The 25,227-nt window shown below is 48.2% G+C and carries 20 protein-coding genes; 7 read left to right on the top strand and 13 right to left on the bottom strand.

What is annotated here, in order from left to right:
- Positions 1-230: 230 nt before the first annotated feature.
- The 4 genes from NG795_RS01120 to NG795_RS01105 form a co-directional block, all read right to left on the bottom strand.
- A complete protein-coding gene (locus NG795_RS01120) occupies positions 231-1,199 on the bottom strand; it encodes a GNAT family N-acetyltransferase (RefSeq protein WP_367286834.1) in 969 nt (322 codons plus the stop codon).
- Between the two features lie 1,160 nt (positions 1,200-2,359).
- On the bottom strand, positions 2,360-3,274 hold the full coding sequence (locus NG795_RS01115; protein WP_367286833.1) for an Hpt domain-containing protein: 915 nt from the start codon (positions 3,272-3,274) through the stop codon (positions 2,360-2,362).
- A 161-nt stretch (positions 3,275-3,435) separates the two neighbouring features.
- Complete coding sequence (locus tag NG795_RS01110) at positions 3,436-3,969, bottom strand: hypothetical protein (protein ID WP_367286832.1); 534 nt, start codon at positions 3,967-3,969, stop codon at positions 3,436-3,438.
- A gap of 498 nt (positions 3,970-4,467) precedes the next feature.
- Entirely contained in the window at positions 4,468-4,863 is a 396-nt protein-coding gene (locus NG795_RS01105; protein ID WP_367286831.1) for a DUF1830 domain-containing protein, read from the bottom strand.
- 286 nt (positions 4,864-5,149) lie between these two features.
- Between NG795_RS01105 and NG795_RS01100 the strand changes: the two genes are divergently transcribed.
- On the top strand, positions 5,150-5,587 hold the full coding sequence (locus NG795_RS01100; protein ID WP_367286830.1) for an MgtC/SapB family protein: 438 nt from the start codon (positions 5,150-5,152) through the stop codon (positions 5,585-5,587).
- A 52-nt stretch (positions 5,588-5,639) separates the two neighbouring features.
- On the opposite strand, the gene NG795_RS01095 is transcribed toward NG795_RS01100, so the two are convergent.
- Positions 5,640-8,213 carry a PAS domain-containing sensor histidine kinase gene (locus NG795_RS01095; protein ID WP_367286829.1) on the bottom strand — a complete coding sequence of 858 codons (2,574 nt, stop codon included), beginning with the start codon at positions 8,211-8,213 and terminating at the stop codon, positions 5,640-5,642.
- Positions 8,214-8,455: 242 nt separating this feature from the next.
- Here NG795_RS01095 and NG795_RS01090 point away from each other — a divergent pair, with 242 nt between their 5' ends.
- Positions 8,456-10,549 (top strand): FAD-dependent oxidoreductase, encoded by a 2,094-nt coding sequence (locus NG795_RS01090; RefSeq protein ID WP_367286828.1) that lies wholly within the window; start codon positions 8,456-8,458, stop codon positions 10,547-10,549.
- Between the two features lie 369 nt (positions 10,550-10,918).
- Positions 10,919-11,386 (top strand): hypothetical protein, encoded by a 468-nt coding sequence (locus tag NG795_RS01085; RefSeq protein WP_367286827.1) that lies wholly within the window; start codon positions 10,919-10,921, stop codon positions 11,384-11,386.
- A gap of 151 nt (positions 11,387-11,537) precedes the next feature.
- On the opposite strand, the gene NG795_RS01080 is transcribed toward NG795_RS01085, so the two are convergent.
- Both NG795_RS01080 and NG795_RS01075 read right to left on the bottom strand, forming a co-directional pair.
- A complete protein-coding gene (locus NG795_RS01080) occupies positions 11,538-12,296 on the bottom strand; it encodes a peptidylprolyl isomerase (protein WP_367286826.1) in 759 nt (252 codons plus the stop codon).
- Positions 12,297-12,465: 169 nt separating this feature from the next.
- Positions 12,466-14,211 carry an ABC transporter ATP-binding protein gene (locus tag NG795_RS01075; protein WP_367286825.1) on the bottom strand — a complete coding sequence of 582 codons (1,746 nt, stop codon included), beginning with the start codon at positions 14,209-14,211 and terminating at the stop codon, positions 12,466-12,468.
- 61 nt (positions 14,212-14,272) lie between these two features.
- Between NG795_RS01075 and NG795_RS01070 the strand changes: the two genes are divergently transcribed.
- Positions 14,273-14,407 (top strand): hypothetical protein, encoded by a 135-nt coding sequence (locus tag NG795_RS01070; protein WP_367286824.1) that lies wholly within the window; start codon positions 14,273-14,275, stop codon positions 14,405-14,407.
- Between the two features lie 143 nt (positions 14,408-14,550).
- Here NG795_RS01070 and NG795_RS01065 read toward each other — a convergent pair whose 3' ends face one another.
- Positions 14,551-15,600, bottom strand: coding sequence for a YdcF family protein (locus NG795_RS01065; RefSeq protein ID WP_367286823.1), 1,050 nt, complete (start codon positions 15,598-15,600; stop codon positions 14,551-14,553).
- 523 nt (positions 15,601-16,123) lie between these two features.
- Here NG795_RS01065 and NG795_RS01060 point away from each other — a divergent pair.
- Positions 16,124-17,029: a pentapeptide repeat-containing protein gene (locus NG795_RS01060; protein ID WP_367286822.1), complete on the top strand. Its 906-nt coding sequence runs from the start codon at positions 16,124-16,126 to the stop codon at positions 17,027-17,029.
- A 102-nt stretch (positions 17,030-17,131) separates the two neighbouring features.
- Here NG795_RS01060 and pap read toward each other — a convergent pair whose 3' ends face one another.
- On the bottom strand, positions 17,132-18,622 hold the full coding sequence (pap, locus tag NG795_RS01055; protein ID WP_367286821.1) for a polyphosphate:AMP phosphotransferase: 1,491 nt from the start codon (positions 18,620-18,622) through the stop codon (positions 17,132-17,134).
- Positions 18,623-19,110: 488 nt separating this feature from the next.
- Between pap and NG795_RS01050 the strand changes: the two genes are divergently transcribed.
- A complete protein-coding gene (locus NG795_RS01050) occupies positions 19,111-19,626 on the top strand; it encodes a DUF1648 domain-containing protein (protein ID WP_367286820.1) in 516 nt (171 codons plus the stop codon).
- Between the two features lie 90 nt (positions 19,627-19,716).
- On the opposite strand, the gene murJ is transcribed toward NG795_RS01050, so the two are convergent.
- The 4 genes from murJ to purS form a co-directional block, all read right to left on the bottom strand.
- A complete protein-coding gene (murJ, locus tag NG795_RS01045) occupies positions 19,717-21,372 on the bottom strand; it encodes a murein biosynthesis integral membrane protein MurJ (protein ID WP_367286819.1) in 1,656 nt (551 codons plus the stop codon).
- A gap of 505 nt (positions 21,373-21,877) precedes the next feature.
- A complete protein-coding gene (locus NG795_RS01040) occupies positions 21,878-22,942 on the bottom strand; it encodes a tetratricopeptide repeat protein (RefSeq protein WP_367286818.1) in 1,065 nt (354 codons plus the stop codon).
- A 567-nt stretch (positions 22,943-23,509) separates the two neighbouring features.
- Positions 23,510-24,211, bottom strand: coding sequence for a phosphoribosylformylglycinamidine synthase subunit PurQ (gene purQ, locus NG795_RS01035; RefSeq protein WP_367286817.1), 702 nt, complete (start codon positions 24,209-24,211; stop codon positions 23,510-23,512).
- Positions 24,212-24,215: 4 nt separating this feature from the next.
- Positions 24,216-24,500: a phosphoribosylformylglycinamidine synthase subunit PurS gene (purS, locus tag NG795_RS01030; RefSeq protein WP_015150774.1), complete on the bottom strand. Its 285-nt coding sequence runs from the start codon at positions 24,498-24,500 to the stop codon at positions 24,216-24,218.
- Positions 24,501-24,658: 158 nt separating this feature from the next.
- On the opposite strand from purS, the gene NG795_RS01025 reads away from it, so the two are divergent.
- Positions 24,659-25,060 (top strand): Fur family transcriptional regulator, encoded by a 402-nt coding sequence (locus NG795_RS01025; RefSeq protein ID WP_367286816.1) that lies wholly within the window; start codon positions 24,659-24,661, stop codon positions 25,058-25,060.
- Positions 25,061-25,227: the final 167 nt, after the last annotated feature.

Here is a 25,227-nt window from a genome sequence, read left to right as displayed (position 1 = left end):
CTTCAGTCGTTACTACGAACAATTGAAGAGAACGACTTCAGTCGTTACTACGAACAATTGAAGAGAACGACTGAAGTCGTTACTACGAACAATTGAAGAGAATGACTGAAGTCGGGACGTTGAACAGGAGGGAACGACTGAAGTCGTTACTACGAACAGGAGGGAACGACTGAAGTCGTTACTACGAACAATTGAAGAGAACGACTGAAGTCGGGACGTTGAACAGTTTTCTATAGTGTTTTAACGTAGGACAGCCAACTTTGGACCGGATGGAAGCCCATCGCGTCATACAAGCGCGTTGCACCTGTCGTACTATCGGCATCGACCCCTAGCTTGATGCTGGTTGCACCGGCAGAGTAGAGTCGTTGCATGGCAGCGAGGAGGATGGAACGTCCTAACCCCATCCGGCGGAAGCCCCGGCGGGTTCCTAACCAGCTAATCCAGCCGGTTTTGCTGGAATGAGGTAAGGAGTTTTGGAGGGAACTTTGGCAGAGGGCGGCAAAGGTGCCATTGGGGGCGACTGCCACTAAATCAAATTCCGGTTGGTAGTTCGGATCTTGTTGCCAATCCTCAAAACTACTCAGGGTTAAATCGTGGTGATCCCAGTGGTCGATAAAGGATTCGTTATATAAGTCTACCCAGGCTTGATTATCTCTGGGGGCCTCTACCGATCGCAGGGTAAATCCCGGGGGAAACTCTGGGGGGGGTAGGGTTTCCAGGTCGGATTTAACCAGGGTCAAAAAGGTTCGTTCTAGGCTAAAATTATGCCGTTCTAGGCTGGAAATTCTAACTAAGGCTTCGGCGCGAGTTTTGGTATGTAAGTGGATACTCAGTCCACTCTTGTTGCCAATCTCCCGCAGGCGATTTTCTGCCCAATCTAAAATCTCGGTTTCTAAAGGAATAATGCCATCGGTAAAGCTATTTTGCAGGGAATCTTTGGGGTCAACGTAGAACCACAAATATCCATCGAGTCCTTCGTCCGGTTCAGGTATCCAAAGTTGTCCAAATCCTCGCAGGTGACCGTTCGAGTCTTTCCATAAACGCCGGGACCGGACCGATGAGGTGGTAACGATCCATTTAAGATCTGCGATTGATTTATCTTCGTCTAGTAAACCATCGACTTCACAGGTTTTCACTAGATCAGCAATCTGTTGTAAGTCTGTTTCGCCCGCTACGGGGCATCTACTGATGATACTCATAAAAACATCAAGAAATTGAAAAAAAAGGACAGGACAAACGCCACTGCGTTTGTTTATAAGTTGGAAGGCAAACTGGAGATCCATGCGGTATAGTTCGGAGTCCATCGGGATAGAGTTAAGACACTGAGTTTTTGGACCCAATCTCTGCAACGTTCTCACCCTCTGGAGGGAAGACAAATCATTTTGCATCAAGGAAACATCGGGACTGTAGATCCGGCAATTGGGCCTCTTGAGCCTATTCCCTCAATTTTTTGTATAAAAATCAAGATTGAACGGCGATCGCTTGTCCGCAACAAGCTATTACAACCGCCCGATCCCCCAGGGCGATCGCCTGATGCGATTTGTTTCAGTGATGCTTTTTTTTGAGACTCAAACGCTAAGTATGAGGCAGTCTCATACAAGTTCTATCCTTTTAAATGACTGGGTTTGATTACGGCAACAAACTCGATCCAAGTCGAACCCTTCTGTTCGCTTGCATCCGTAGAGTGACCGAGTTTCCTGTTCTTGACTTATCGATTCGTTAACGTTTGGTTATATCCAATTAAAGTTATCCACCCCCAGTTTTAGCTTGGGTCAGTCTAGTTTGATTATACACCACAACCGGGACAATTTAGGGAAAATTTATAAATTTGGGGGGAAGGGAAAGGCTGAAACCGGCTTTGGAGATAGATAAATCTGCCCTTTGAAAATTGCCAAACTGCCTCCTTGACCGCCTAAAAAATCCTGGGTTATTAATACTTAATTCTTTATCTTACATCAGTTCAGGTCAAGACTAACCCGAGGGATGCCCCACTCTATCCCCCTTCCAAGACTAGGGTTTTTCCCCATAAGAGCACCTCCGGTCCCCTCCCCTGTGTCTTGGGGAGGGTTAGGGTGGGGTCCTCAGCGATACGCCAGTCAGAGGGTCACGGTCACACCCAGTATCACGGTCATAGCCACAGCCACGACCATTCCGACCCAGATCCCAATGTTGATGCCTACGAGCAACGGATTTGGCCCACTCCCTAACCCTAGAGGAATACCGGACAATTAAGGAGTGGGAGCGCCTTGCTCCCTACTACTTATAGAGAGCAAGATGCTCCCACAGACCAATAGAATGATTTAATTTCTACGAGCCGCCCTCTATCCTGTTTAAGCCTCCGGTAAGGGTCTGGAAATGATTAGGATTTCACCGCTTTGACTAACAACTTCGTCAGGACAGTAAGCTGTTTTTTATCAAAGGTTTCGATGAGTTTCTGTGCTGCTGCTTGTGGCTCTGCCGTAATGATAAACTCCTTGTCTTTGAGCTTGATACCTGCTGGGGGGGGTGACTGACCCGCCAATTCCAACAATAAGGAACTCGGGGGCATCGTATCCGGTTTGCCCACGGCGATAAAATCGCTGGCATATTTGAGTTCTTTAATCGTCACCGGGGCGATTAAATCATAGCTGTTCTTCGGATTGGCGATCGCCCCGGCAGCAGTTTTCACCAAAGTTTGCCAATTCTGCATCTGCGGACTCATTTCAGCCAGTTGATTGCACAGGGTCCCGATCCGTTTGCGGTTTTCTGCATCGGGCTTTTGCTTGAATAGCATCAACATTTGTCGCAACAGATTAATGACTTCGTTGGCAATCTCTAACCCAACATCACGACTAGCATCCGCTTCACCCCCGCCCTTGACGAGAGCATCCAGATATTTTTTCAGTTCCTCAAACACAGGCTGGGACTTTTGGACAATTTCTGCCCCGTCTTCTTCTCTCAACCCAAAAGGCCCTTGGAGGCGTTCCAGTAATTTTTGCAGGGTGTCATACCCTTTTAAAAATAAGGTTTCCAACTTTTGGTCAACGGGAACTGGCTCCTCTTTGAGAATCTTAAAACAATCCTCTAAGCTGTGGGCTGTCTTTTGGATACTGCCAAAGCCCAACATCGCTGCACCCCCTTTGACCGAGTGTGCGGCGCGAAATAGTTCGTTCAATTGTTCTTGATCGTTCATGGTGGACTGTAACTCTAACAGTCCTTTTTCGATGGTTTCGAGGTGCTCCCGAGCTTCCTCGATGAAATACCCCATGATCTGTTGTTGCTTCTCCGGATCCACAGCAGACTCCCTCTAATTAACGATTCTCTCCCTCTCAGTTTTAACTGAGATCTGGCATCCATTGCATGAATGCGGAAGGGTTGAGCACCTGTGCTGAAGCCAGACTGGTTTGAAACCCCCCTATCCCCGGGGATTATCGCATCCCACATCCCAGATAGCGTTCACTGCCCTTGTGTCGATTTGCCGTCCCAAGCTGAGGGGAGTTGATATGTTTTCACCTCGGGGACTTCCTGGAGGACCACTGCAATCGGGACCAGCCGTCCCACGGTGGTGTAATGACCCCCTCCTCTAATGGGAGTCGTGGTGGACTTGGACTGAAAGCGATCGAGGTTGTCCAGAAACCAATCCCGGGTCTGAGGCATCGGCAGCAAGTACAACAGGCCGATTTTCACAAAATAATAGCATAACCAATCCGCTGCGGTGTAGAGAAAGCAACCGGGGGTATCTTTTTCCCGATTGCTGTGGGTTTCAAAAAAGAAATTTCCGGTTTTATGATAGCGATCGCCTTTGATTTCTAGCTTAGATTCTCCCCTGTCCGTCGTCACCAGTAAATCCACATCAATGGCGCGATAGTGTGGGTCATTTTCAACATTTTGAATCGAAATAGTCCGGGGTGAATTTTGCAACCACTGGGTAATATCCGCCGTGGCCCGATTCGCAACTTGGGTACTTTCTTGCATCGTGTAAGTCCGCATAGTCCTGCCTCGTTCGTGAGTAGTAACGATCGCATCCTCAACCGGCTAAATTTTGCACCCCAGCTTCAACCCTCGCCCCGGATGCCCTCTCGATCCTGACTGCGATCGCCTCTACTTTACACCAAAAGGGACACTCAAAAGTTGCGTAGGGTCTTAAAATCGGCGGAAGTCCTGAGTTATTTAAGCGCTAGGACTCCGGTGAAGTCTTAAATAGATAGGACTAAAAACCCGGTTTCTGGCCCTTTCTGTGTGGCGAATCAGCCCGGATTTTGTAAAGAAACCGGGTTTCTAACCCATACTGTACCCTTGGACTCGGCTTTTGCTCATTGGAGGGACCCCCAACTAACCCGGATTTTTGTCAAAACCGTAACTAAAATAAAGAGAGGAGAAAAAGCGATGGCTTCTTCTCCTCTCTTTTTAACACCCATGCATCACCCAATCATTACATCAATAGGCAGTGTTTAAACTCCTATGAATCACCCAGAATTTTGTTGAAACTTAACAAGCTGCTAGTTGTTGCCCTAGGAATTGAGAGACCGTTGTGAAAGATGAACTGCTCTCCTGCGTAACTTGCAAGCGATCGCATTTCACCCGAGCCGCCAACTCTAAACCTGAATTTTTCGCCTTGTAAATTTCTAAATGGGCTGTAGAAAGAGCTTCAAAAAAAAGCCGTTGTCCCGGAAATACAACACGCTCAAAATCCCAACTTTCTCGACATTCACTTTTAATTACCTGAATCTCACTTGTGGAATTCAAATAATAACAAAGAAGTTCATCCGAGGATGGAAAAGAGAGAGAATTCGTCGATTTAGGCATAGCCATCTCGTTTGTTTCACTGTTCTCTTTTATCTTTTTCTCATAACTCCACCTAGGTTGACCTCTATCTAAAGGCATAGTTTGATTGGGAATAAATTATTTTTATATAATTTAAATTGATTCCACCCGGCTCAAAACCGAGCTGATGAGACCCTATGCCCGACCAAAATGCTCAAGGGAAAGGGATGGCTAACTTCATCGCGATCGTCATGCCCGGGATTAAACCCGAAAAACCCTCTTTTATAACTATAAAAGAAACTTATTAGACCCTGCATCTAGTCCGGATCCTTCGGAGGGCGAGGTGGCATTTTGACCCTTTTCCTTGTACAGTAACGGATACAGACTCTATGGAGCCAACTCTACCTTGTCAAATCTTAGCACCCTTGCTCCTGTTGATACCTTGCACTTGTTGGGACGACTGGGGTTATCATTGTTCGTCGGGGCAGTCATCGGATTCAATCGCGAAAGAGAACATAAACCTGCGGGGTTAAGAACCTATATGCTGGTTACTTTTGCCACAACCCTATTGGCATTGTTGCCGGTGCAACTGGGGGTGGCATTAGACAGTACCGATGCCTTTAGTCGAATCATTCAAGGCATTGTTACCGGGGTCAGTTTTTTGGGAGGGGGAACGATTTTGCGCGATCGCGATCGGGTTCGGGGATTGACCTCCGCAGCCGCAATTTGGGTCGCGGCTGCCCTCGGACTGTTGATTGGTTGTGGATTGTGGCAACTCGGATTAGCCAGTGTTTTAATCTGTTGGGTGATTCTTAGAGTGGTCAAAGAACTAGAACCCCTCTAAATTAAGGTTTTTATTTTTGACCGCATGACCTGATTTTTTGACTCCAGAATATTCATTCAAACAACGCCGGTTCCTCATAGTTTTGATGCACGGGCAACTCCACGATTAACTCTGTCCCTTTTCCCACTTCCGAGGAACAAGTTAACTTGCCCTTATGTTGTTCCACAATAATTTGATAGCTAATCGATAATCCCAACCCGGTCCCCATTCCCACAGGTTTGGTGGTGAAGAACGGATCAAACATTCGTTGTTGAATCTCCGCTGTCATCCCTGGACCATTATCGATAATTCGGATGATAATCCAGTCAGGACTGGCCTGTTCTACAGAGGTCTGCTCACGGATGACTGCTTCAGTCCGAATGGTGATTTGGCGTGGGGGTTCCTGGGGTTTGAGAGCATCGATCGCATTGGTGATGATATTCAAAAATACTTGATTGAGTTCGCTGGGGTAACAATGAACTCGGGGTAAATCTCCATACTCTTTAATCACGGTAATATTATGATCCGAGTTGGGATTCGGGCTGTCATCTTTGAGATGGTGCTGTAAAATTAACAGGGTACTATCAATCCCTTCATGAAGGTTCACCTGTTTGTTGTCGGCTTCATCTAATCGAGAAAAATTCCGCAGCGATCGCACGATTTCCCGAATGCGTTCCGCCCCCACTTTCATCGAACGCAACAAGCGAGGCAAATCTTCAAATAAGAACTCTAAATCTATTTCCTCAATCTGCTCTAAAATTTCCGGGTCTGGTTCGGGGTAATGTTTTTGGTAAAGATTGACTAAATCCACTAAATCTTCAATATAAGAAGTCGCATGAACAATATTTCCATAAATAAACCCGACCGGATTGTTCACTTCATGGGCAATTCCCGCCACCATCTGGCCCAACCCAGACATCCGTTCAGTTTGAATGAGTTGAGTTTGAGTGCGTTGCAGTTCATGCAGCGTTTCTTCTAACTCCCGCGCCCGCAATTCTAACTGCGCCTCCGACTTAATTAAAGCTTGCTGGGATAAATGGCGATCGGTAATATCTAACAGACTCCCCAAAACCTTAACGACTTCCCCCGCTTCATTAAAAATCGGTTCTCCATTGGCCGAAATATATCGAATTGAACCATCAGATTGGACGATGCGCTGTTCTACCTGATAGGATTCTCCTGCCTCAATTGCGCGTTCAATCACTTGTGCAGCAGTCTCTCGGTCTTCCGGGTGAATTTTTTGCAAATATTCTGGATAGGTTGGCGAGACTTCCTTCAAATCTAATCCCAACATTCGGTAAACTTCATCAGAACAAATAATTCGGTTTGTGGCAATTTCAAATTCCCAACATCCCACATGAGCTAATTTTTCTGCTTCCGACAGTAAAGAAGCCATTGCCCGAGTTTTAGCTTCACTTTTCTGTAAGGAAGCAATTAACCGGGCATTTTCCCCTTCAGCGAGTTTGCATTCCGTCATATTTTGAGTCATGACCATACCCCCTAAAACCTCTCCCGCCTCATTTTTGATAGGAAGAATTTGGGTCAAATAAATGCGACTGCCAAAGGTGAGTTCTGTCACGCGAGTTTCCCCGGCGAGTACCTCCCGATATAAAGGTTCCAGGGTGTGGCAAATATCCGAGGGAAATGCCTCTTGGAGTGTTTTTCCTTCTACATCCGTTTTAGCTAAATCAATCGCCTCTAAATCCCGACCTTCCGCCAAGGTATGACGCAAGTCTCGGTCAAATAACAAGATTACGCCATTAGGAAAATTTTTGACAAAGGTCCGATAGAGATTTTCCCGTTGCCGTAAGGAATTTAAAACTTGTTTGCGGGAGGTGATATCACTTAAAAAGACTAATATGCCTCCGTCATAAGGATGAACACGAACCTCTAGCCAGGTTTCGCGATAGGGATAACAGGCTTCTACAGGTCGAGGATTTGGACCCGCTAAAGCGGTTTGCAAATCTGCAAAAAATTGAGCCAATTCGGGAAAAAATTCAGGAGTTTCCCTAGGTTGACAAAGGGTCTGACGGCTGGTTTGTAATAATTTTTCCCCTTGGGGGTTGATATAAATGACCTGGCCTTGGGAATTTAAGTTTAAAAATCCTTCATTAATTTGTTCTAAAATGGTCAATTTTGGGGCAATTTCTGGGGATAATTCTCGGCGATTTTGGTCAAGGGGGCGAGAGTCAACCTCAGCCAAGGGAGAGAGGATGCCATCCAATCCGCAGAGATTTCCCTGGCGATCGCAGATGCCTTGACCGATTTCGCGGACCCAACCTATCGTCCCATCGGCCTTGATAATTCGGTACTCTAAACGATAAGGCTGTTGAGATAATAACGCCGCTTCCACAATCTGTTGAGCAATCCCTTGATCCTCGGGATGAACAAGAGTTTTAAATCGAGGGATGGGATGGTGGAGGAAATGGGAGACAGGATATCCAGAAATTTGCTCAATTCCTTTGCTAATGAACGCTATTTTCCAGTTACCTTGATAGGTACATCGGTAAATGGCCCCGGGAATATTATTAACAATACTGTGCAACAGAGCTTCGTTCTCCTCTGGGGGATGCTCCCAGGACGGGTCCCCGTCAAACCCGGGATTTTCAAACGGTTTTATATGTAAATTGGATGAGGTAACGTGCATAGGTTAATAACGTCCTAAATTTTCCACGGGTTCAATCGATTTAAAGACCTTTAATCCCTGAATCCCTACTGAATAGAGTAGAGCGATCGCCAAATTTTGCAACCTGAATTCCCCAATTCACCTCCGTATAGCTAACATGAACAAGGAGGAAAAGTAGCATCTGTTACAGACACTACTGTTACAGACACTGCGGATCCCCTTTCTCAAAGTAACCGTTTACCAGCTTACCCAATTCGATACCTATGCAGCGTCAATCGCAGTTTTTACCACAGCATCTCGTTCGAGGCATCTCCCCAACTCGGTCCTGTTTCAGTCTCCTCGTGAGCTTAATCACCCTGGCATTAGCGACTTCCGTAGCGGATGCCACACCCCCTCGTGCCCCAGATCAAGAAGTTGCCTGCGAAATTTTAGTCGCCGGGGGTGGATTAGCAGGTGCTGCCAGCGCCTACGAGTCCTTATTGGCGGGTCGGACGGTTTGCATCACGGATATTACCGACTGGATCGGGGGTCAAATTTCCTCCCAAGGCACTTCGGCCCTGGATGAACGACCCACCCAACGACAACAGTTATTTTATCCTCAAGGATACTTGGAATTTCGCGAGAGCATCCGGCGCAAGTATGGACGCCTCAACCCGGGTCAATGTTGGGTGAGTGAATCCTGTTTTATGCCGTATGACGGTCATAAACTCCTCTTTGACCAATTGGAAAGAGCGGCCCGACGGGGGAAAGGGACTCTCAAATGGTATCCCAACACGGTGATTAAAGAGTTGGATATTTCCCCAGGGACCGAAGGTGGCGAACAAATTCAAAGTGCGATCGCCATTCAAATCGAACCGGCCCCAGGTCAGCCCCCCGTAAATGCGGAACCCCTCTCGCAAATCCTGGAAGATGCCTATCGCTACGAAAATTCCGCCCGGTTTCATAAAACCCTTGTGCGGTTTGTGCCGATGACAGGCGATCGCAATTCCCAAAATGGGAACAATGTCGCACAACCGGCCCAATGGTATGTGATCGATGCCACGGAAACCGGAGAACTAATCGGGTTAGCGGATATACCCTACCGCCTCGGGGTTGATCCGCGATCGCCCCTTGAACCCTCCTCTTCCAACGCAGAGGGCAATCCCTACTGTACTCAAGGGTTTACTTATACGTTCGCTATGCAAGCGACTAAGGACCCCCAACAGCACGTCAAACCGGCCTTTTACGACCGTTACGCGCCTTATTACAGTTATGAACTGGAACGATTGGCGAATTTTAATTTAGTTTATACCTACCGACGGATCTGGAGCGAAAAATATCAGAAAACTCTCCCCTCTAACCCCCGAGAATATCCTATTAATCCCGGGGATATCTCCATGCAAAACTGGACTTGGGGAAATGATTATCGACCGGGAACGGCTCAAGATAATTTAATCTATACTCGACAACAGTTGCAATCCAGTGGGCAACTGCAACCGGGGGGTTGGATGGGAGGACTAAGAACCGAAACCCTGCAAGCGGGAGAAGAACACGCGATCGGCTTTTTCTATTGGTTGGTCCAGGGAACTACTGATTCTCAGTTAGGAGATGGGGTTAAACAGCCTAATCCAAATCATCGCTATCTTTCTGGACTCGATTCGCCCATGGGAACCGCCAATGGATTATCGAAATATCCTTATATGCGCGAGGGACGTCGGATTATTGGGCGGCCCGGTTGGGGTCATCCCGATGGGTTTACCGTTTGGGAAATTGATATTTCTCGGGCGGATTATTCTGACGAATTTTATCGCACGAGTTTGTTGCCGGAGGAGTATCGCAGGTTGTGGGAATCTCTTTCGGGATTACAAACTTTAGAGGCGATCGGGCAACGACCGAATTTGGAAGGACGACCCTCGCGATCGCGCTCTACAATTTTCCCCGATTCTGTGGGAATTGCCCACTATGCGATCGACTTTCATCCTTGCATGACCCTCTCGCCTCCGGAAGCGCCCGGTAACACCGAACTGGAAGGAGAACGTCGGGGTGCTGGCACCGCTTATCCCTTCCAAATTCCCCTCCGGGCCTTAATTCCCCAACGGATTGATAACCTCTTAATTGCTGGAAAAAGCATCGCCACGAGCCATATTGCTGCCGCTGCCTATCGGGTTCATTCCTTTGAATGGTCCTCTGGAGTTGCCGCAGGCTTAACCGCCGATTTTTCCCTAGAAAAAGGCATCCTCCCCTATCAGTTAGTGGACAATCTCCCCCAACGGGAACCCCAGTTAGAAGAGTTACAAACTCGCCTGGTTGATAGCGGCAATCCCATTGCCTTTCCCAATACGTCCATTTTTAACAATACTTGGGAAAATTGGAAATAATTAGGCGATCAGTCTAGGATGATTTCCAGAGGATAAAAAACCGGGTTCCTGGCTTAAATTTATTGCTCATCAGTAAAAATTTGTGCAGTAACCCGGTTGTCTTCCCTTTACTGTCCCGGCCTGCCCTAGGCGGAGTATTGCGCCCCTTGTCGTTGGGTTAATCAAAAATTGCAACTTTAAGCAAATTTGGCTAAGTTTGTCAAGTAAGATTTATTAAAAATTGTTAAGTATTTGAGACAATGTTAGGCGATCGTTTCCTAATTTTTTCCCCTGGGCTACTGACAAGGAGACAAAAGCAGTTTATAGTAATTATCAAAGACGGGGGCTAACCCTCCCAACTCGCCACTTGGTCAATACCGCAAAAACCTTATGAAGCGCCAAATTGTTGTAACAGCAACCGTCCTAGCCACTTTGTTAATGAACCCGAGCCTAGGGATTTCTCAACCCAGCCCTACTGGAGAACGAGAGCCAGGATATTGGCAACCCTTAGCCACGGTCAATGTTAACCGTCCGGTGAGTCTTACTGTCGTCAATAATACAGGAATTCCCCTGGAATATAGTGTCCGAAATAGCCAAATTCAACGCCTAAGCGATGGAGGACAAGTAGTGTTGGGTGATTATACGATTAACCCCAACGCCCAAAGCGATCGCGATCGGAATTTGCACGTTCAGATCAATCCACCCATCGAAGGTTATAGTCAGGTTCTGTTGCACTTTAACCTAGAGTCCAACGTAAGAAATAATAATGTCACCGTTACTATCCGCCGCGCTAATGCGGGACAGCGGATTGATCGCGAACTTTATTTCGATGAAAATGGTAGAGTTTACGTCTTTTAATTGGGACAGTTAGTCCAGAGGCGATCGCCCTTCTCAAAACCGGCGATCGCCCCCAAATAATGTGCATGAACGACCCGATTAATCGCACCACTCATTACGGTTGTAAAAACGCGAAAATAGACGAGAAATTTCTCGTCTATAGTTTTTTACGTTATTCCACCTGCAACTTCACGTTTTTATTTTGCAGTTTGCTTTGCCACCACTGCTCAAACAATTGCTCTTGAAGCTGGCGTTTGAGTTGTCCCTCTAGGGTGGCGGGAATTCGTTGTTCTAAGCGCAATAAACTGTAGCGACCTTCCAATTCCAATGGACCGACAATATCTCCCGGTTGAGCCTTGGAAATCGCCTCCCGAATAGCGGGGGGAAGTTGACTAAACAAAATCGCTCCCATCATACCATTATAGGCCCGTTCTCCGGCGATAGAATGCTCTTTTGCTAAAGCTTCAAAACTCGCTCCTGCTTGTTCTAATTGAGTTTTGAGTTCTACAGCTTTATCATATTGTTCTACTACAATGCGGGAAAGAACAACCTGCTCAAAAGCTTGCTGATTTTTCTGGAAATAGTCTTCCACTTGTTCAGCGGTGACTTTATTTTTGATTTCCTCAATTTTTAACCCAGCGGCGAACTGATTGCGAAATGTGCCATAAGTTAAACTTTGACTTTGTAGCCATTGGTCAAAGCGGTCCGATTGCACCAATTGATTTTGAAGACGAAAGTTAATGATTGCCTGTTCTAACAGGGAGCCATCAATTTCTAAATCAGCTTGGCTTTGCAACTCTTGTTCGATGACGTGCTGCCGCAGAATCTTCATGATAAACTGTTGCAAGTCGCCACTGGTCCGCAGATACCCGAGGGCTTGCCGCAGTGAGATGGTTTCGTCATCAATGGTGATAAATTTTTCCGTTTCCATGTTAATTCATTCCAAAAGAACTGCCAAGAATATCCAGACTCAGGTGCTAGGGAATCTGGACTGAAGGGGAATCAGAACGCCTATCCCCGAGAGAAATCAGAAGCACAAAGGGCTAGAGTCATGCTTCAAAATGCGGATTTAAAGGCTTTATTGTCACCGCTTTCCCAGCTTAGTGCAAGAGTGCCTCTAGCTTTTGTTGATTCCATAGTTGCTGATACAAACCCGGTTGTTCTACTAATTCAGTGTGAGTCCCAACTTGAACGATCGCCCCGCGATCCATGACAAAGATGCGATCGGCAGAGGCAGCAGCAGACATTTGGTGGGAAATAAACAACACCGTTTTGCGCTGCGTCCCCGAGGACAGATTTTGGAGAATATCCGTTGCCGTCTGATTATCCACACTAGAGAGAGCATCATCTAAAATCAGCACTGGCGCATCCATCAGCAGCGCTCTAGCGAGGGCCATGCGCTGGCGCTGTCCTCCGGAAAGGGTAATCCCCCGTTCCCCCACCATCGTCTCGTACTGTTGCGGAAAATTGAGAATTTCCGGGTGAATTTGAGCTTGTTTGGCGGTTTCGATGATTTCCGGGTCCTCTGCCAGGGGTTTCCCATAGCGGATGTTGTTCCGGATGGATGTGCTAAACAAAAAGCTTTCCTGGGGAACGTAAGCGATATTCCCCCGCAGGGTTTCTAATTTGAGGGTGGTGATATCTTTGCCATCGAGGTAGAGTTGTCCAGAACCAATATCCAGTAAGCGGGGGATGGCATTGGCGAGGGTGGATTTTCCCGAACCAATGGGACCCACGAGCGCCACCGTCTCACCCGGGGTAATCTCAAAGCTCAAAGCATTCAGGGCGGGGATTTGCGCCTCGGGATAGCTGTAGGTGAGGTGATTGGCCCTCAAATGACCTTGAGCCTGTTCGGTAAGCGCGATCGCCTCCGGTGTATCTTGGATTTTCGGTTTCGCTTCAAAAATAGACTCGATGCGATCGATACTCACTTCTCCCCGTTGATATGCCGTAATGGTAAATCCGAGGAGGGCGGTGGGAAATACCAGACGTTCGACATACAATAACAGGGCGATGAAATCCCCCACGGAAATTACCCCATCAGCGATCGCCCCGGCACCAAAAGTCAGTAACACCAATAAGCTTAAACTGGCTAATCCCCCCAAGACAGGAAACAGAAAACTTCGAGTTTGGGCTAATTTGAGATTGGCTCGTAAATATTGTTGATTGAGTTGGCGGAACGCAAGGCGTTCGTTTTCTTCCTGAGCATAGATTTTAATCAAAGAAATCCCGCTCATATCCTCTTGAATCAAGTCACTGAGTCCCGAAAGTTGCTCTTGGACTTCCAACTGCTCAGTGCGGAGGCGATCGCTAAATAACTGCACGATAATCAGCATAAACGGATACACCGCCACAGCCAACAGGCTCAACCGGACATTAATCCCCAACATCACCGGCAGGGTCAATCCATAAGCAAAAATTGTATTCACCACACTCAACACCGCAAATCCCAGCAGACGTCGGATATTGTCCACATCCGAGGTGGCGCGGTTAATCAAATCTCCCGGTGGGTTCAGGGCAAAATAGGCCGGTTCCAGGGTGAGGACGTGCTGAAAAATGCCTTGTTTGAGGTCAAACTCCACCTGACGTCCCACCCCAAACAGATACATCCGGGAGACGACCCGAATCACCCACATCAGGGAGGCGAGGAGGAGGATGATTCCGACAAAGTACAGAATGCGATCGAAGCTAAAAGTGACTCCGAGCTCATCCACTGCATTGCGAATCAGCAGGGGAATGTACACCCCCAGAGCATTGACGATAAATAGGGCCACCACCCCCACCAAGGCATTCTGCCAGTGGGGACGCATATAAGAGGCCAGTTTTTGAAGTTTTGAGCGAGCCATGTCAAATTGATATGTTTTTACCCCTCTTTTAGTGTAGAGGGGGATGGGGAAGATGGGGGGAATGGGGAGAGGGTCTAAGTTTGTAGTAACGACTTCAGTCGTTTCCGCCTCGTTTGTAGTAACGACTTCAGTCGTTTCCGCCTCGTTTGTAGTAACGACTTCAGTCGTTGCTCGCGTGTCATGGCGATCGCCATGACACGCACCCTTCTAGGCTTAAGCGCCTGTTTGGGGAGTGAATCTGAAGCGTCCACAGGGGCGTTACTTGGCATCAGCCAAGTAACGCGGTAACGACTGAAGTCGTTACTACGAACATGAACTCCATCTACCCAAGCTTCCCATTTAGTTAGACAAGCAACGTGCACAAGGTTCGACCCAACCCCGGAGGAAATAGTACATCAAGGTGTAGAATTCCTCCACAACTCGGCTGGTGAGGGCTAAGCTGGTGGCATTAGGGATGATGTCATAAATGCCGGTGCGAACTTGGTCTAGGGCGCAGATTTCTGGGTAGAAACTGGGCGATCGCGGGATGACATCGAGATCCAGGCGTTGAAAGGCTAGGCTGGCCCTGGGTAAGTGTAAAACTGAGGCGACGACAATCACCCGAGGGTTGCGGTTAGCCCGTGGAGGGAGGAGTTCTCCAACGGCTTCGGCACTTTGCCGGACGTTTTCCACCTTATTTAAAACAAAAATATGAGTAGGGGAGACGCCTTGGGCGATTAATAGGCTTCTAATAATGTCCGCTTCCAGGATATCTGTGGAGTTGACCGAATACCAAGGAGCGCTCACCCCTTGCCAGGGAAAGGGTTGGGGTCGGGCGGCGATAATCACCCTCGGGGAGTGGCCCACCTGTTGCTGGAGTTGGTACTGACGAACGGTGGTGACGATGAGATCGCTCATTGTTGCTTCTATCAATTCGGGCTGATAGGGCAAAGAAGGCTGAGAAATGCCCGAGGATAAGAGGACGATCGCTTCGGGACGGCCTACAACGGGGACAAGATTGGGGTTTCCCTGGGCTGGACAAACTGAGGCGATCGGGAAATTAGAGCGAATCAACCAATATTGATAGTTTTGCGCCAGCCAAGGAACACTACACAGAACCAAGACAGCGAGGGCGGCACAAACCAGATGTAGTCGCTGTTTAGGTCTCCGGGTGGCCGTGCATAAGAGGATGATGCACAATCCTAGGGGTCGCAGGGGAAACGAGAGAATGTACCACAAGGTGGCAACCCCCTGTTCCGTGGGAAAGAAAAACGCCAAGATGATAATACTTAACAGGATTGCGCCCCCGAGCCAGGTTAGATATTCCCGAGGAATAAGCTGGAGGAGGACATACCAGATCAGGAGGGCGACAATTACCCACAGGAGAAGCTGGGTTATGACTAAAAACATTGGTGGACGTCCTCAAGGTGCAAGTTAACGGGCGATCGAATCATCTTCTGTATGCTCCTACGGCTGTAGTTCAGTAAAAACAATGAACTCTGGGGAAACTCTGGGGGGACTCTGGGGGGACTCTGGGGAACTGGGGGAAATTTAAGTATTTATTCGGAGGTATTCTGGTTTGTTACATTTTGCTTGACAAATCTATGAGTTTCTTAAATTTTTCTGAAGGTCAACCGCAGTAGAATCGAATTTAGACCCAAGAGAAAGCCTACTCCCGGATACCAGTTCTGCCCTCGGAGGCAGAGTGGCAGACCCCTCAAAGGTCGTTCCGGGGCAGTTAACCGACGGGGTTCGTTGTTTTCTCTAAACTGATTAAGAGTCATCCAATCGAGGCGATGAAAGTGTTACAAAGATTAATAAAAAATCCTCTGTTAATCCTTCAATCCCGCGCCATACTTGATAGAAGTTGAGCAATTAAAATTGAAATTCTCAGTTCCTCCAAAGTGCTCGGTTGAGACAAATAGCACCCATAATGAATATTAATCATTGGCTGACCCTTTACGACCAGGGAATTAGAGACTTTTCGGGTTTAGACTTGCGTGGAGCGCAATTGATGGGGGTGACCCTGATTGGGGTTAACCTCACCGGTGCCTATCTCGAAGGCGTGAATTTCGCTCGCTCGTTTTTAACTAAATCCAATCTAACTCGCGCTGCCCTCAATCGATCTAATCTTAATTTTGCCAAACTCAGTGACGCCCGCTTAACCGAGGCAAATCTGACAAAAGCGGATCTCCAGGGTTCCTTTCTGGTCAAGGCCCAGTTGAATCAGGCGAAATTGAGTGGAGCCAATCTCAGCAGTGCCAATCTCCGAGGGGCAGATTTGCGCGAGGCCAATTTATGTGGGGCCAATCTCCAAGGGGTTAACCTACGCGGTGCCAACCTGACTGGGGCCAATTTGAAATGGGCCAATCTGAGTGGTGCGCGGTTGAGCGGTGCCATCCTCGATCGCGTGCAATTGACGGGGGTGAATCTCAGTGGCGCTTTTTTGAATGGGGTAGATTTGACTGGCGTTGATCTCGATGGGGTGAATTTGAGCGAGGCAAAGCTGAGTGGCGCTAATCTCGCCGGGGCGAATCTGAGGTTTACAAATTTTACGGATGCCAAGCTGCGCGGGGTGAATTTCACCGGGGCGAATTTAACCGGGGCGGATTTAAGTTCAGCCTTATTAAATCAAGCTCGGTTAAATTCTACAAATTTGACCCGGACGGATTTTACCGATGCGGATCTGCGGGATGCTAACTTTTCGGGCGCGACTTACGATGGTGCAGAATTTCGCAGTTTCAATGATGTAGAAGGGGCGATGCAGGAGTATCGGGCGGCGATCGCCTCCAACATTGCCGCTTTTTCACCGCAGATGACTCTAGGAACTTTCTATTAGGGTATTCCACAAAATAAATCATTCCTATTCGGTTGTTAAAGGAGTAGGGTGGGCATTGCCCACCTTCATATCGGTGGGCATTGCCCACCCTACTCTCTCGAATTATTTGCGATGTTTGATTTCAGTCTCGATCGCCTGAATCACGGTTTGGATCACTTTGACTCGGGCATAATATTTATCATTCCCCGGGATCACTGTCCAAGGGGCCGAGGGGGTACTGGTCCGCTGAATCATCTGATTCACAGCCACATTATAGAGGGGCCACTGCTCCCGATTGCGCCAATCTTCATCGGTGAGCTTATGTTCCTTAAACTGATTGTTGCTGCGTTCATTGAACCGCTTGAGTTGTTCTTCCGGGCTAATATGCAGCCAGAATTTAACCACGGCATAACCGGCACTGGTGAGTTGTTCTTCAAATTCATTGATTTCTCGATACGCTCTGCGCCATTCTGGTTCGCTGGCAAATCCCTCGATGCGTTCGACTAAAACTCGACCATACCAACTGCGATCGAAAATGCCAATGGTGCCTGGGAGAGGTAATCGTCGCCAGAACCGCCAGAGGTAATGATGGGCTAATTCTTCCGTACTCGGTGCAGCAAAGGCATTGACGGCATAACTGCGGGGGTCGAGGACATCGGTCAAGCGTTTGATGGCTCCCCCTTTGCCAGCGGCGTCCCATCCTTCAAATAACACGAGGACGGGGATTTCTTGTTCGTGAATCTCCAGTTGCAGTTTCGTGAGTTCAACTTGTTCTTTGCGGAGTTGTTTTTTATAGTCTTGTTTATCTAAGCTCACACTCAGATCGATTTGAGAGAGAAAATCCGGTTCCGTGGGTTGGAGTTGTTCTTGGGGGGGTAAACTCGGCACGGGTAGGTGATAATGGAGGCGATCGAGGGCTTCGGTGAGGGTGGTTGCCATTTTGGCCAGCACTTTCACCCGTGCCCAGCGCTGATTGTCTCCTTCAACCAGGGTCCAAGGAGCGGGTCCGGTACTGGTTTGAATCACCATGTCTTCGGCTAAGGCCCTGTAGGTGTCGTATTTTTTGGCTTGTTGCCAGTCTTCGGGACGGACTCGCCAAGCGGTGAGGGGGTCTGCCTCAGATTTTTTCAGCCGTCGCTTCAGTTCTTTTTCGCTGATGTGAATCCAGAATTTGGCGATCGCCACGCCATCATCCACCATCTGCCGCTCAAAGGCATTGATTTGTCGAATCACCGTGGGGACTTCGGCATCCGTCAGTCGGCCAAATAACCGATCTTCTAACATCCGAATGTACCAACTGTGATAGAAAATTCCCATACTGCCTCGCGCTGGCAGTTTTTGCCAAAATCGCCACAGAAAATGGTGTTGCCGCGCTTCTTCATTGGGGGGCCAGATCGGATGAACTTGAAATCCCCGGGGGTCCATATAACCGACCATTTTTTTGACCAGAGACCCTTTCCCGGCAGCCGTCCAACCTTCTAACACGAAGATAGAGGTGAGTTTTTTTTCCCAACAGGCTTGTTGGAGCTGTCGGATCTGCTGCATCAAGGCTTCGATCTGTTCGTGATATGTCTTTTTATCCAGGGAAAGTTTGAGATCAAGGTTATCTAACATGGACTTGTTTTATGGGGATTAGATTGTGAGCTGGATTATGACCCGATGCCCTAATAGTAGCTCTCTCCTTCCCGGTGGAGTACGATTGGCCTTCTTTTATGGTTAAGAACTCTTGATAAGAGCAGTTATAGCGCGTCTTGCAGTCTGAGGACAATTCATTTAAGCGGGCTATATGCCGCCGGAAATTCTGATGATACCCGTTTGTTATTTTTAATACCAAATTTTGAGGATTCTGTCAAGATCGTTACTTTGAAATCGAGAGATAGACTCCTATTAGAGACCGGGATGGAAGAACAGAATGAATATGGAGATTTCCGGACAAATCAAAAGTATGGAGGGGTTAGGATCGACATGAATTAGCTGACTCTCTTCTCTAGGGTAAGCCGATGCAAACAGGGTGACCCATTTACCCCGGAAGAGGCAAGCCGGTTCCGAGGTAATTCGCTAAGATAGAAAACAATCGGTATCACCTTGGCTTAAAAATGCTTATGAATAGAAACAAAAACACGGAAAGTCTGTTAAAAGCAATCGTGCGATCGCCTCTGGAACTGGCTTTGGAAATTGCCGCTTTAGCCGGGATTCTCTGCACCTTTCTGGCGATTGTCCAATCCTGGGGAAACCTTCCCGAGACTATCCCCATTCATTTTGGCATCACTGGACAACCGGATAACTGGGGTTCCAAACCGATTCTGTGGCTATTACCCAGCATGGGAACTTGTATTTACCTCGTTTTAACCCTTTCCCCGTTGTTGCCGCAACTGTTAGAGAGTCCGTTCCCGATAACCGAGGACCAAGGGGACCGACTGTTAGGACTGGTGCGTGAACTGTTTGGATGGATGAAGGTACAAATTATCTGGCTATTTTTCTTGATTAACTGGCAGATGATTCAAGTCGGATTGGGACAAGCTAGTGCGATCGGGACTGTTTTAATTTTTACCGGGGTGATATTTCTAGGCGGAACGATCGCCTTTTATTTCCAACAAGCGGAACAGAACCTATATTAGACTCCATGCCTACTTTGGAATTGTTCTCCATTAAAATAGCCCGCTCAAGCGGGCTATTAAGGCAATCAAAATCCGGGCTTCAGCTCCAGTTTATCGCCCAAAGCGTTGACGGATGCGCTGCATAAATATATCTACTTCGGGTAATTCGATTTGCGTGACGATCGCCACAAATACCAAGAATCCCCCCAAACTAGACAGACCCAATTCCACGAGATAAATCAATAATCCAGTCCCTTCAAAGTAGCGATCGCAACCTTGGAGAATCACCCAACTGACCACACCGGCTACCGCACTTGCGCCGGTTAACAAGGCGATCGGTTTACTCCACTCGGCTAAAGGCAATCCATTCAGCTTGCGATCGAGCAAAATCAACAGCGCCAGCATCGAAATAATATTCACTCCCACCGTTGCGAGAACCAAACCCGGTGCGCCAAATGCTCTCACCATAAAGAAGTCCAGGACCGCATTCAGAAAAATATTCACCATACTCACCCGAAACGGCGTATCCCCATCTCCCAAGGCATAAAACACCCGGACTAGCACATCCCGTCCCAAATAAACAAACATCCCAATTCCATAGGCCATCAGCATCGGGGCGACAAATGCTGAAGCGGCTTGGTCAAAGGCCCCGCGTTCATAAATGACGCGCACGATCGCCACGGACAAAGCAATAGTAAAAGCGCCCAGAGGTAACATTGTTAGCCCCGTCAGCATCAACCCCTGGCGAATCCGCTGTTTCAGTTGTGGCCAATCATTGGGGTCAGCTAATCGGGAAAATACCGGCAATAGCGGCACTAACAACATATTAGAAACAATCCCCAAGGGCGTCTGGACCAGCAGTCCGGCATAACCTAAAGCAGCCGCCGCTTGGGGAATGTAAGACGCGAAAAACAAGTCTGTATAGACATTAATTTGGAGCATTCCCGAGGAGAAGGTGGCCGGTCCCAGGACCTTCATCACCTCTTTAACCCCGGGATGATTAAACTCAAACCGCAGACGTAAGGTTCCTAAGCCGCTGCGCCACTGGGTCACCACTTGCACCACCCACTGGAGAATCGCCCCGGCAAGGGTTCCCCAAGCTAACACCATCCCACCCGTCATGGCATATTCAGGAAGGCCAATATCACGGCCTGCTTGCAGGATGAAGATGCCTAAAGCACCGATGAGCGCCACACTGGAAAAGAGGGGACTGATGGAGGGAATCCAATAATGGTCAGCAGCATTGAGGGCTCCGAATCCAATGCCAATCAATCCGGCGAGGAGAGCGAGGGGGGCCATGATCCGGAATTGTTGGATGGCGATCGCATGGGTCAGTTGCAGGGTTTCAAATTCTGGGGTAGAAAGGCCCTGGGCCGCTGCTTCTGCTGCTGAAATGTTCAAACCTGGTGCGACTAAACCCATCAGAGGTTCGGCAAACAGGACTAAAACCCCGGCGACAATCAGCAGCAATCCGCCAATCAGGGTGGTGATGGTTTCGACGAGGGGGGCTGCTTCTTCCGGTTTACGTTTAGCCAAGACGCTGACGATCGCGCTATGGAAGGGTCCATTGATGCCCCCGAGTAAAATCAGCAAAAAACCGGGGATCACATAAGCATAGTTATAGGCATCAAAGGCAGGACCGACCCCAAAAGCAGCGGCGATCGCCTGTTGACGCACTAAACCAAAGACTTTACTGATCAAAGTGGCGATCGCCACAAGACCGGCAATTCCAGCTAGAGAACGAGCGGGTTTTTTTAGGTCAGACACAAATCTTCACAAATCGCGAAAGAGCTTAAATTATTTAACCCCGAATTGGGCAATTCTCAACCATTCGGTTACTGGCTGGTTTTACAACTCAGGCAGTTCCTGTTCCGGTAATCGAGGAATGGGGGAGATGGGGGCTTACCACGGTAGGTTTTTTACCGGCAGTCCCCGGGTCTAATACTTAGGGATTTCCAACAAATAAATCATATAAACGTTCGTAGTGACTCATGAACTGAGTCATCTTTAAAGAAACCCCGTCAAGGGGGGACGTTGAACTTTTTGCGGGTTTTATTTTTTGGAGTTCCCTTAGAGGATAGACCCCACCCCTACTTCTGTCCGGACATGACAAAATTTTCATAAAAAATCACAATTTGCAACCAAATCAGATGAATTGTAATCTATTGATCACGAGCTATTGTTATTTCTGCGCTCGGGAATCAACTGCCTTTTTAGCGATGATCTCTTGGCAAAGAAAGAGGACGCGGGATTGCCGCGTCCCTTGGGGGAATTAATTTGATCGCTGTTGAGCTTGAGTGAGATTGTATTGCGCTGGGGCGTAATTGGGGGAGAGTTCGATCGCCCGTTGGAATTGCTCGATCGCCTCCGCAATGTTGCCTTGTTGCTTCAGGGTTAGTCCCAATCCATTATGCGCCAAAGTATGAGCACTGGCTGGATTTGCCGGTCGATCCGGGAGGGCTAAAGCACGGCGATAGGCGGCAATGGCTTGGTCCAAGTTGCCCTGTTCTCGATAGACTGCGGCTAACCCATTATATGCTGTAGCCAGATTCGGTGAGATGGCGATCGCCCGTTCATAAGCGGCAGTCGCTTCCTCTAACTTGTTCTGCCGTCGCAACATCACACCCAAATTATTATGCACTTCGGCGAGATTGGGATTGATATTCAGCGCTTGCCGATAGGCGGCGATCGCCTCGTCTACTTTATCCTGACGCGCTAAAGCTAACCCCAAATTCAGATGCGCCTCCGCATCATTGGCATTGAGCCCGATCGCCGTCCGATAAGCAGTGACAGCCTCATCTAACTTGTTCTGCCGAACCAGCAAATTAGCAATTTTTACTTGCGCTTCCGCATCATTCGGATCAAGGGCGACTGCGCGACGATAGGCAGCGAGTGCCTCATCCCCTCGCTTCACCGCAGTGAGGGCAACTCCTAGATTAAAAAAGGTCTGCCCTTGATTGGGGTTCAGGCGTAATGCTTGCTGATAGGCAGCGATCGCCTCCTCATGTTGTTGGCGATCGGTGTAGGCATTTCCCAAATTATTATACGCACTGGCATTATTTGGGTCCAAGACTAACGCTTGCCGATACTGGGCGATTGCCTCTTCCACCTTATCCTGATAAAATAAGGATAACCCGAGCCAAATATGAGCCGCTGGATTATTCGCATCCTGCGTCACAATCTGACGCCAAATCTGTTCCGCTTGGGCATAATTTCCCGCCGTAAATGCAGTATTGCCCTGTTGCGAAAGTTCTTCAATAGATTGTCCAACGGCTAACTGAGGTGTTATCATCACAGACAACGCTAACACCCATCCCATTAATTTAGGTGACCTCACGATCTCCCTCCCTTCTTTAGTCTGAACAATTGGGTTTTCCTGGGTTCGTTTCACGATTGAATCAGTTGTGAATTCGTTTCCCCGTAACCATGACGTTTATAATTCTATTTTTTCGCCCGTTCCAAATCTACTCCCTTCCCCATTCCTGTCTCGGGGAAATTAAATCCTAGCTTATCGCAATCGAGTTCCGATTTCCATTGGTAGCATTGCTAAAGTTGTTGTTCTCATGGAAAGTATCAATAGAGTCTTGATTCTCAAGGGACAAGAAACCAGGTTTTTGGCCCAGATTTAGCACAAATTGCTCCAAATATTTCACAAAAAACCCAGTTTCTGACCGATACAGTACCGAAACCGGAAAAAGAGGACCTAACCGCTTTAAGTGCACTTCCGGTCCCCTCCCCTTGCCAAGGGGAGGGTTAGGGTGGGGTCCACTCTTGAAAGGGGGGAGAAGTCCTCTTTTCCGGTCCCCTCCCCTTGGCAAGGGGAGGGTTAGGGTGGGGTCCACTTTTGAAAGGGGGGAGAAGTCCTCTTTTCCGGTCCCCTCAAACAACTCCTGACTCCAAACCGTTATCGGACTCCAGCGATCGCAGCAGTTAACACGCTTTCAAACAATTTCATCCCATCGGTATCCCCTAACATGGGGTCCGATGCCCGTTCGGGATGGGGCATCATGCCTAAAACATTCCCTCGGGAATTGCAGATCCCAGCAATCTGGTTTAAGGACCCATTGGGATTACTCTCCGGATTACTTTCCCCTTGGGGACTGCAATAGCGAAACACCACCTGTCCATTCTCTTCCAGTTGGGCGAGGGTATCCGCATCGGCATAGTAGCGGCCCTCCCCGTGGGCAATCGGTAGGGTGATGATTTCCCCGGATTGGTAGTTGGAAGTCCAAGGCAGACGGGTATTTTCCACCTTCATCGGGACGCGATCGCAGATAAAGTGCAAGTCGCGATTTCTAATTAAGGCCCCCGGTAGCAGTCCCGCTTCTGTAAGGACTTGGAACCCATTACAAATTCCCAGGACTAATTTACCCTGTTCGGCGTGTTTGATGATTTCCGGCATGACGGGGGAAAATTGGGCGATCGCCCCACAGCGCAAATAGTCCCCGTAGCTGAATCCTCCGGGTAACACCACCACATCCAAATCCGAGATATCCGTTTCCTGATGCCAGACTAACCGGGTGGGACGATCAAGTAATCCTTGGGTGACATACGCCACATCGCGATCGCAATTGGAACCTGGAAAGACTACAACTCCAAATTTCACCGTATTATGCCCCCGCCTTCATCATGGTTGCCACTTCAACTAACTCGAACCGATAGTTTTCAATCACAGGATTGGCTAAAAGTTGGTCACAGATGCGATCGAGTTGTTTCGTTGCTGCTTCAGGGGATTCCGAAGTAATCGTCAATTCCACATATTTGCCAATGCGGACCCCTTCCACATTGCGATCGCCCATTTTCTGCAATCCCGACTCCACGGCAGTTCCTGCCGGATCCAAAACCGAAGGCCGCAGAGTAACATAGATATGAGCCTGATATTTCTTTAAAGTCACAACAATCCGCCCTAACTTCTGGTGATAATGCCATTAGATGCCACAGCATCTTTTATTTTAATCCCCAAACTGACACCCGGGCTTTTTTCAAACCCTCAACCTCGTCTAACTTCAGAAATGTAGGCCAGACGAACCCATGCAGATGTTAATCTAATCCCATGACAGTCAAACGCACCCGGTCTCAAGAACGTATTCTCAATTTCCTCAAAACCCTCAACGACTCCATTTCCGCGCAAGATATTTATGTCGAGTTGCGCCATCGTAACCAAAGCGTCAGTCTTGCCACCGTCTATCGCGCCTTGGAAGCGTTGAAGTTGGAAGGGGTGGTCCAGGTGCGGACCTTGGCAAATGGCGAGTCCCTTTATAGTTGCCTAAAACAAGACCGGCACCACCTGACTTGTTTACAATGTGGCATATCCCTCCCCCTCGATGAATGTCCGGTTCATCAGTTAGAAGTGGAACTACAAAAGGCTCACGGATTTAAGATATTTTACCATACCTTAGAGTTTTTTGGACTCTGCAATAAATGTCATTTACTGCAACAAAATGGCAGTGTTTAAGTTGGGCTTACCCGGATAACGACTGAAGTCGTTACTACAAACGAAGAAATTTAAGTTCTAGGTTCGTAGTAACGACTTCAGTCGTTATCTTATCTAGGTTCGTAGTAACGACTTCAGTCGTTATCTTATCTAGGTTCGTAGTAACGACTTCAGTCGTTATCCCCCAC

The organism is Laspinema palackyanum D2c (assembly GCF_025370875.1).
GTDB lineage: Bacteria > Cyanobacteriota > Cyanobacteriia > Cyanobacteriales > Laspinemataceae > Laspinema > Laspinema palackyanum.
The sequence above is the reverse complement of the archived record's forward strand: the minus strand, read 5'-3'. Positions and strand labels throughout refer to the sequence as shown.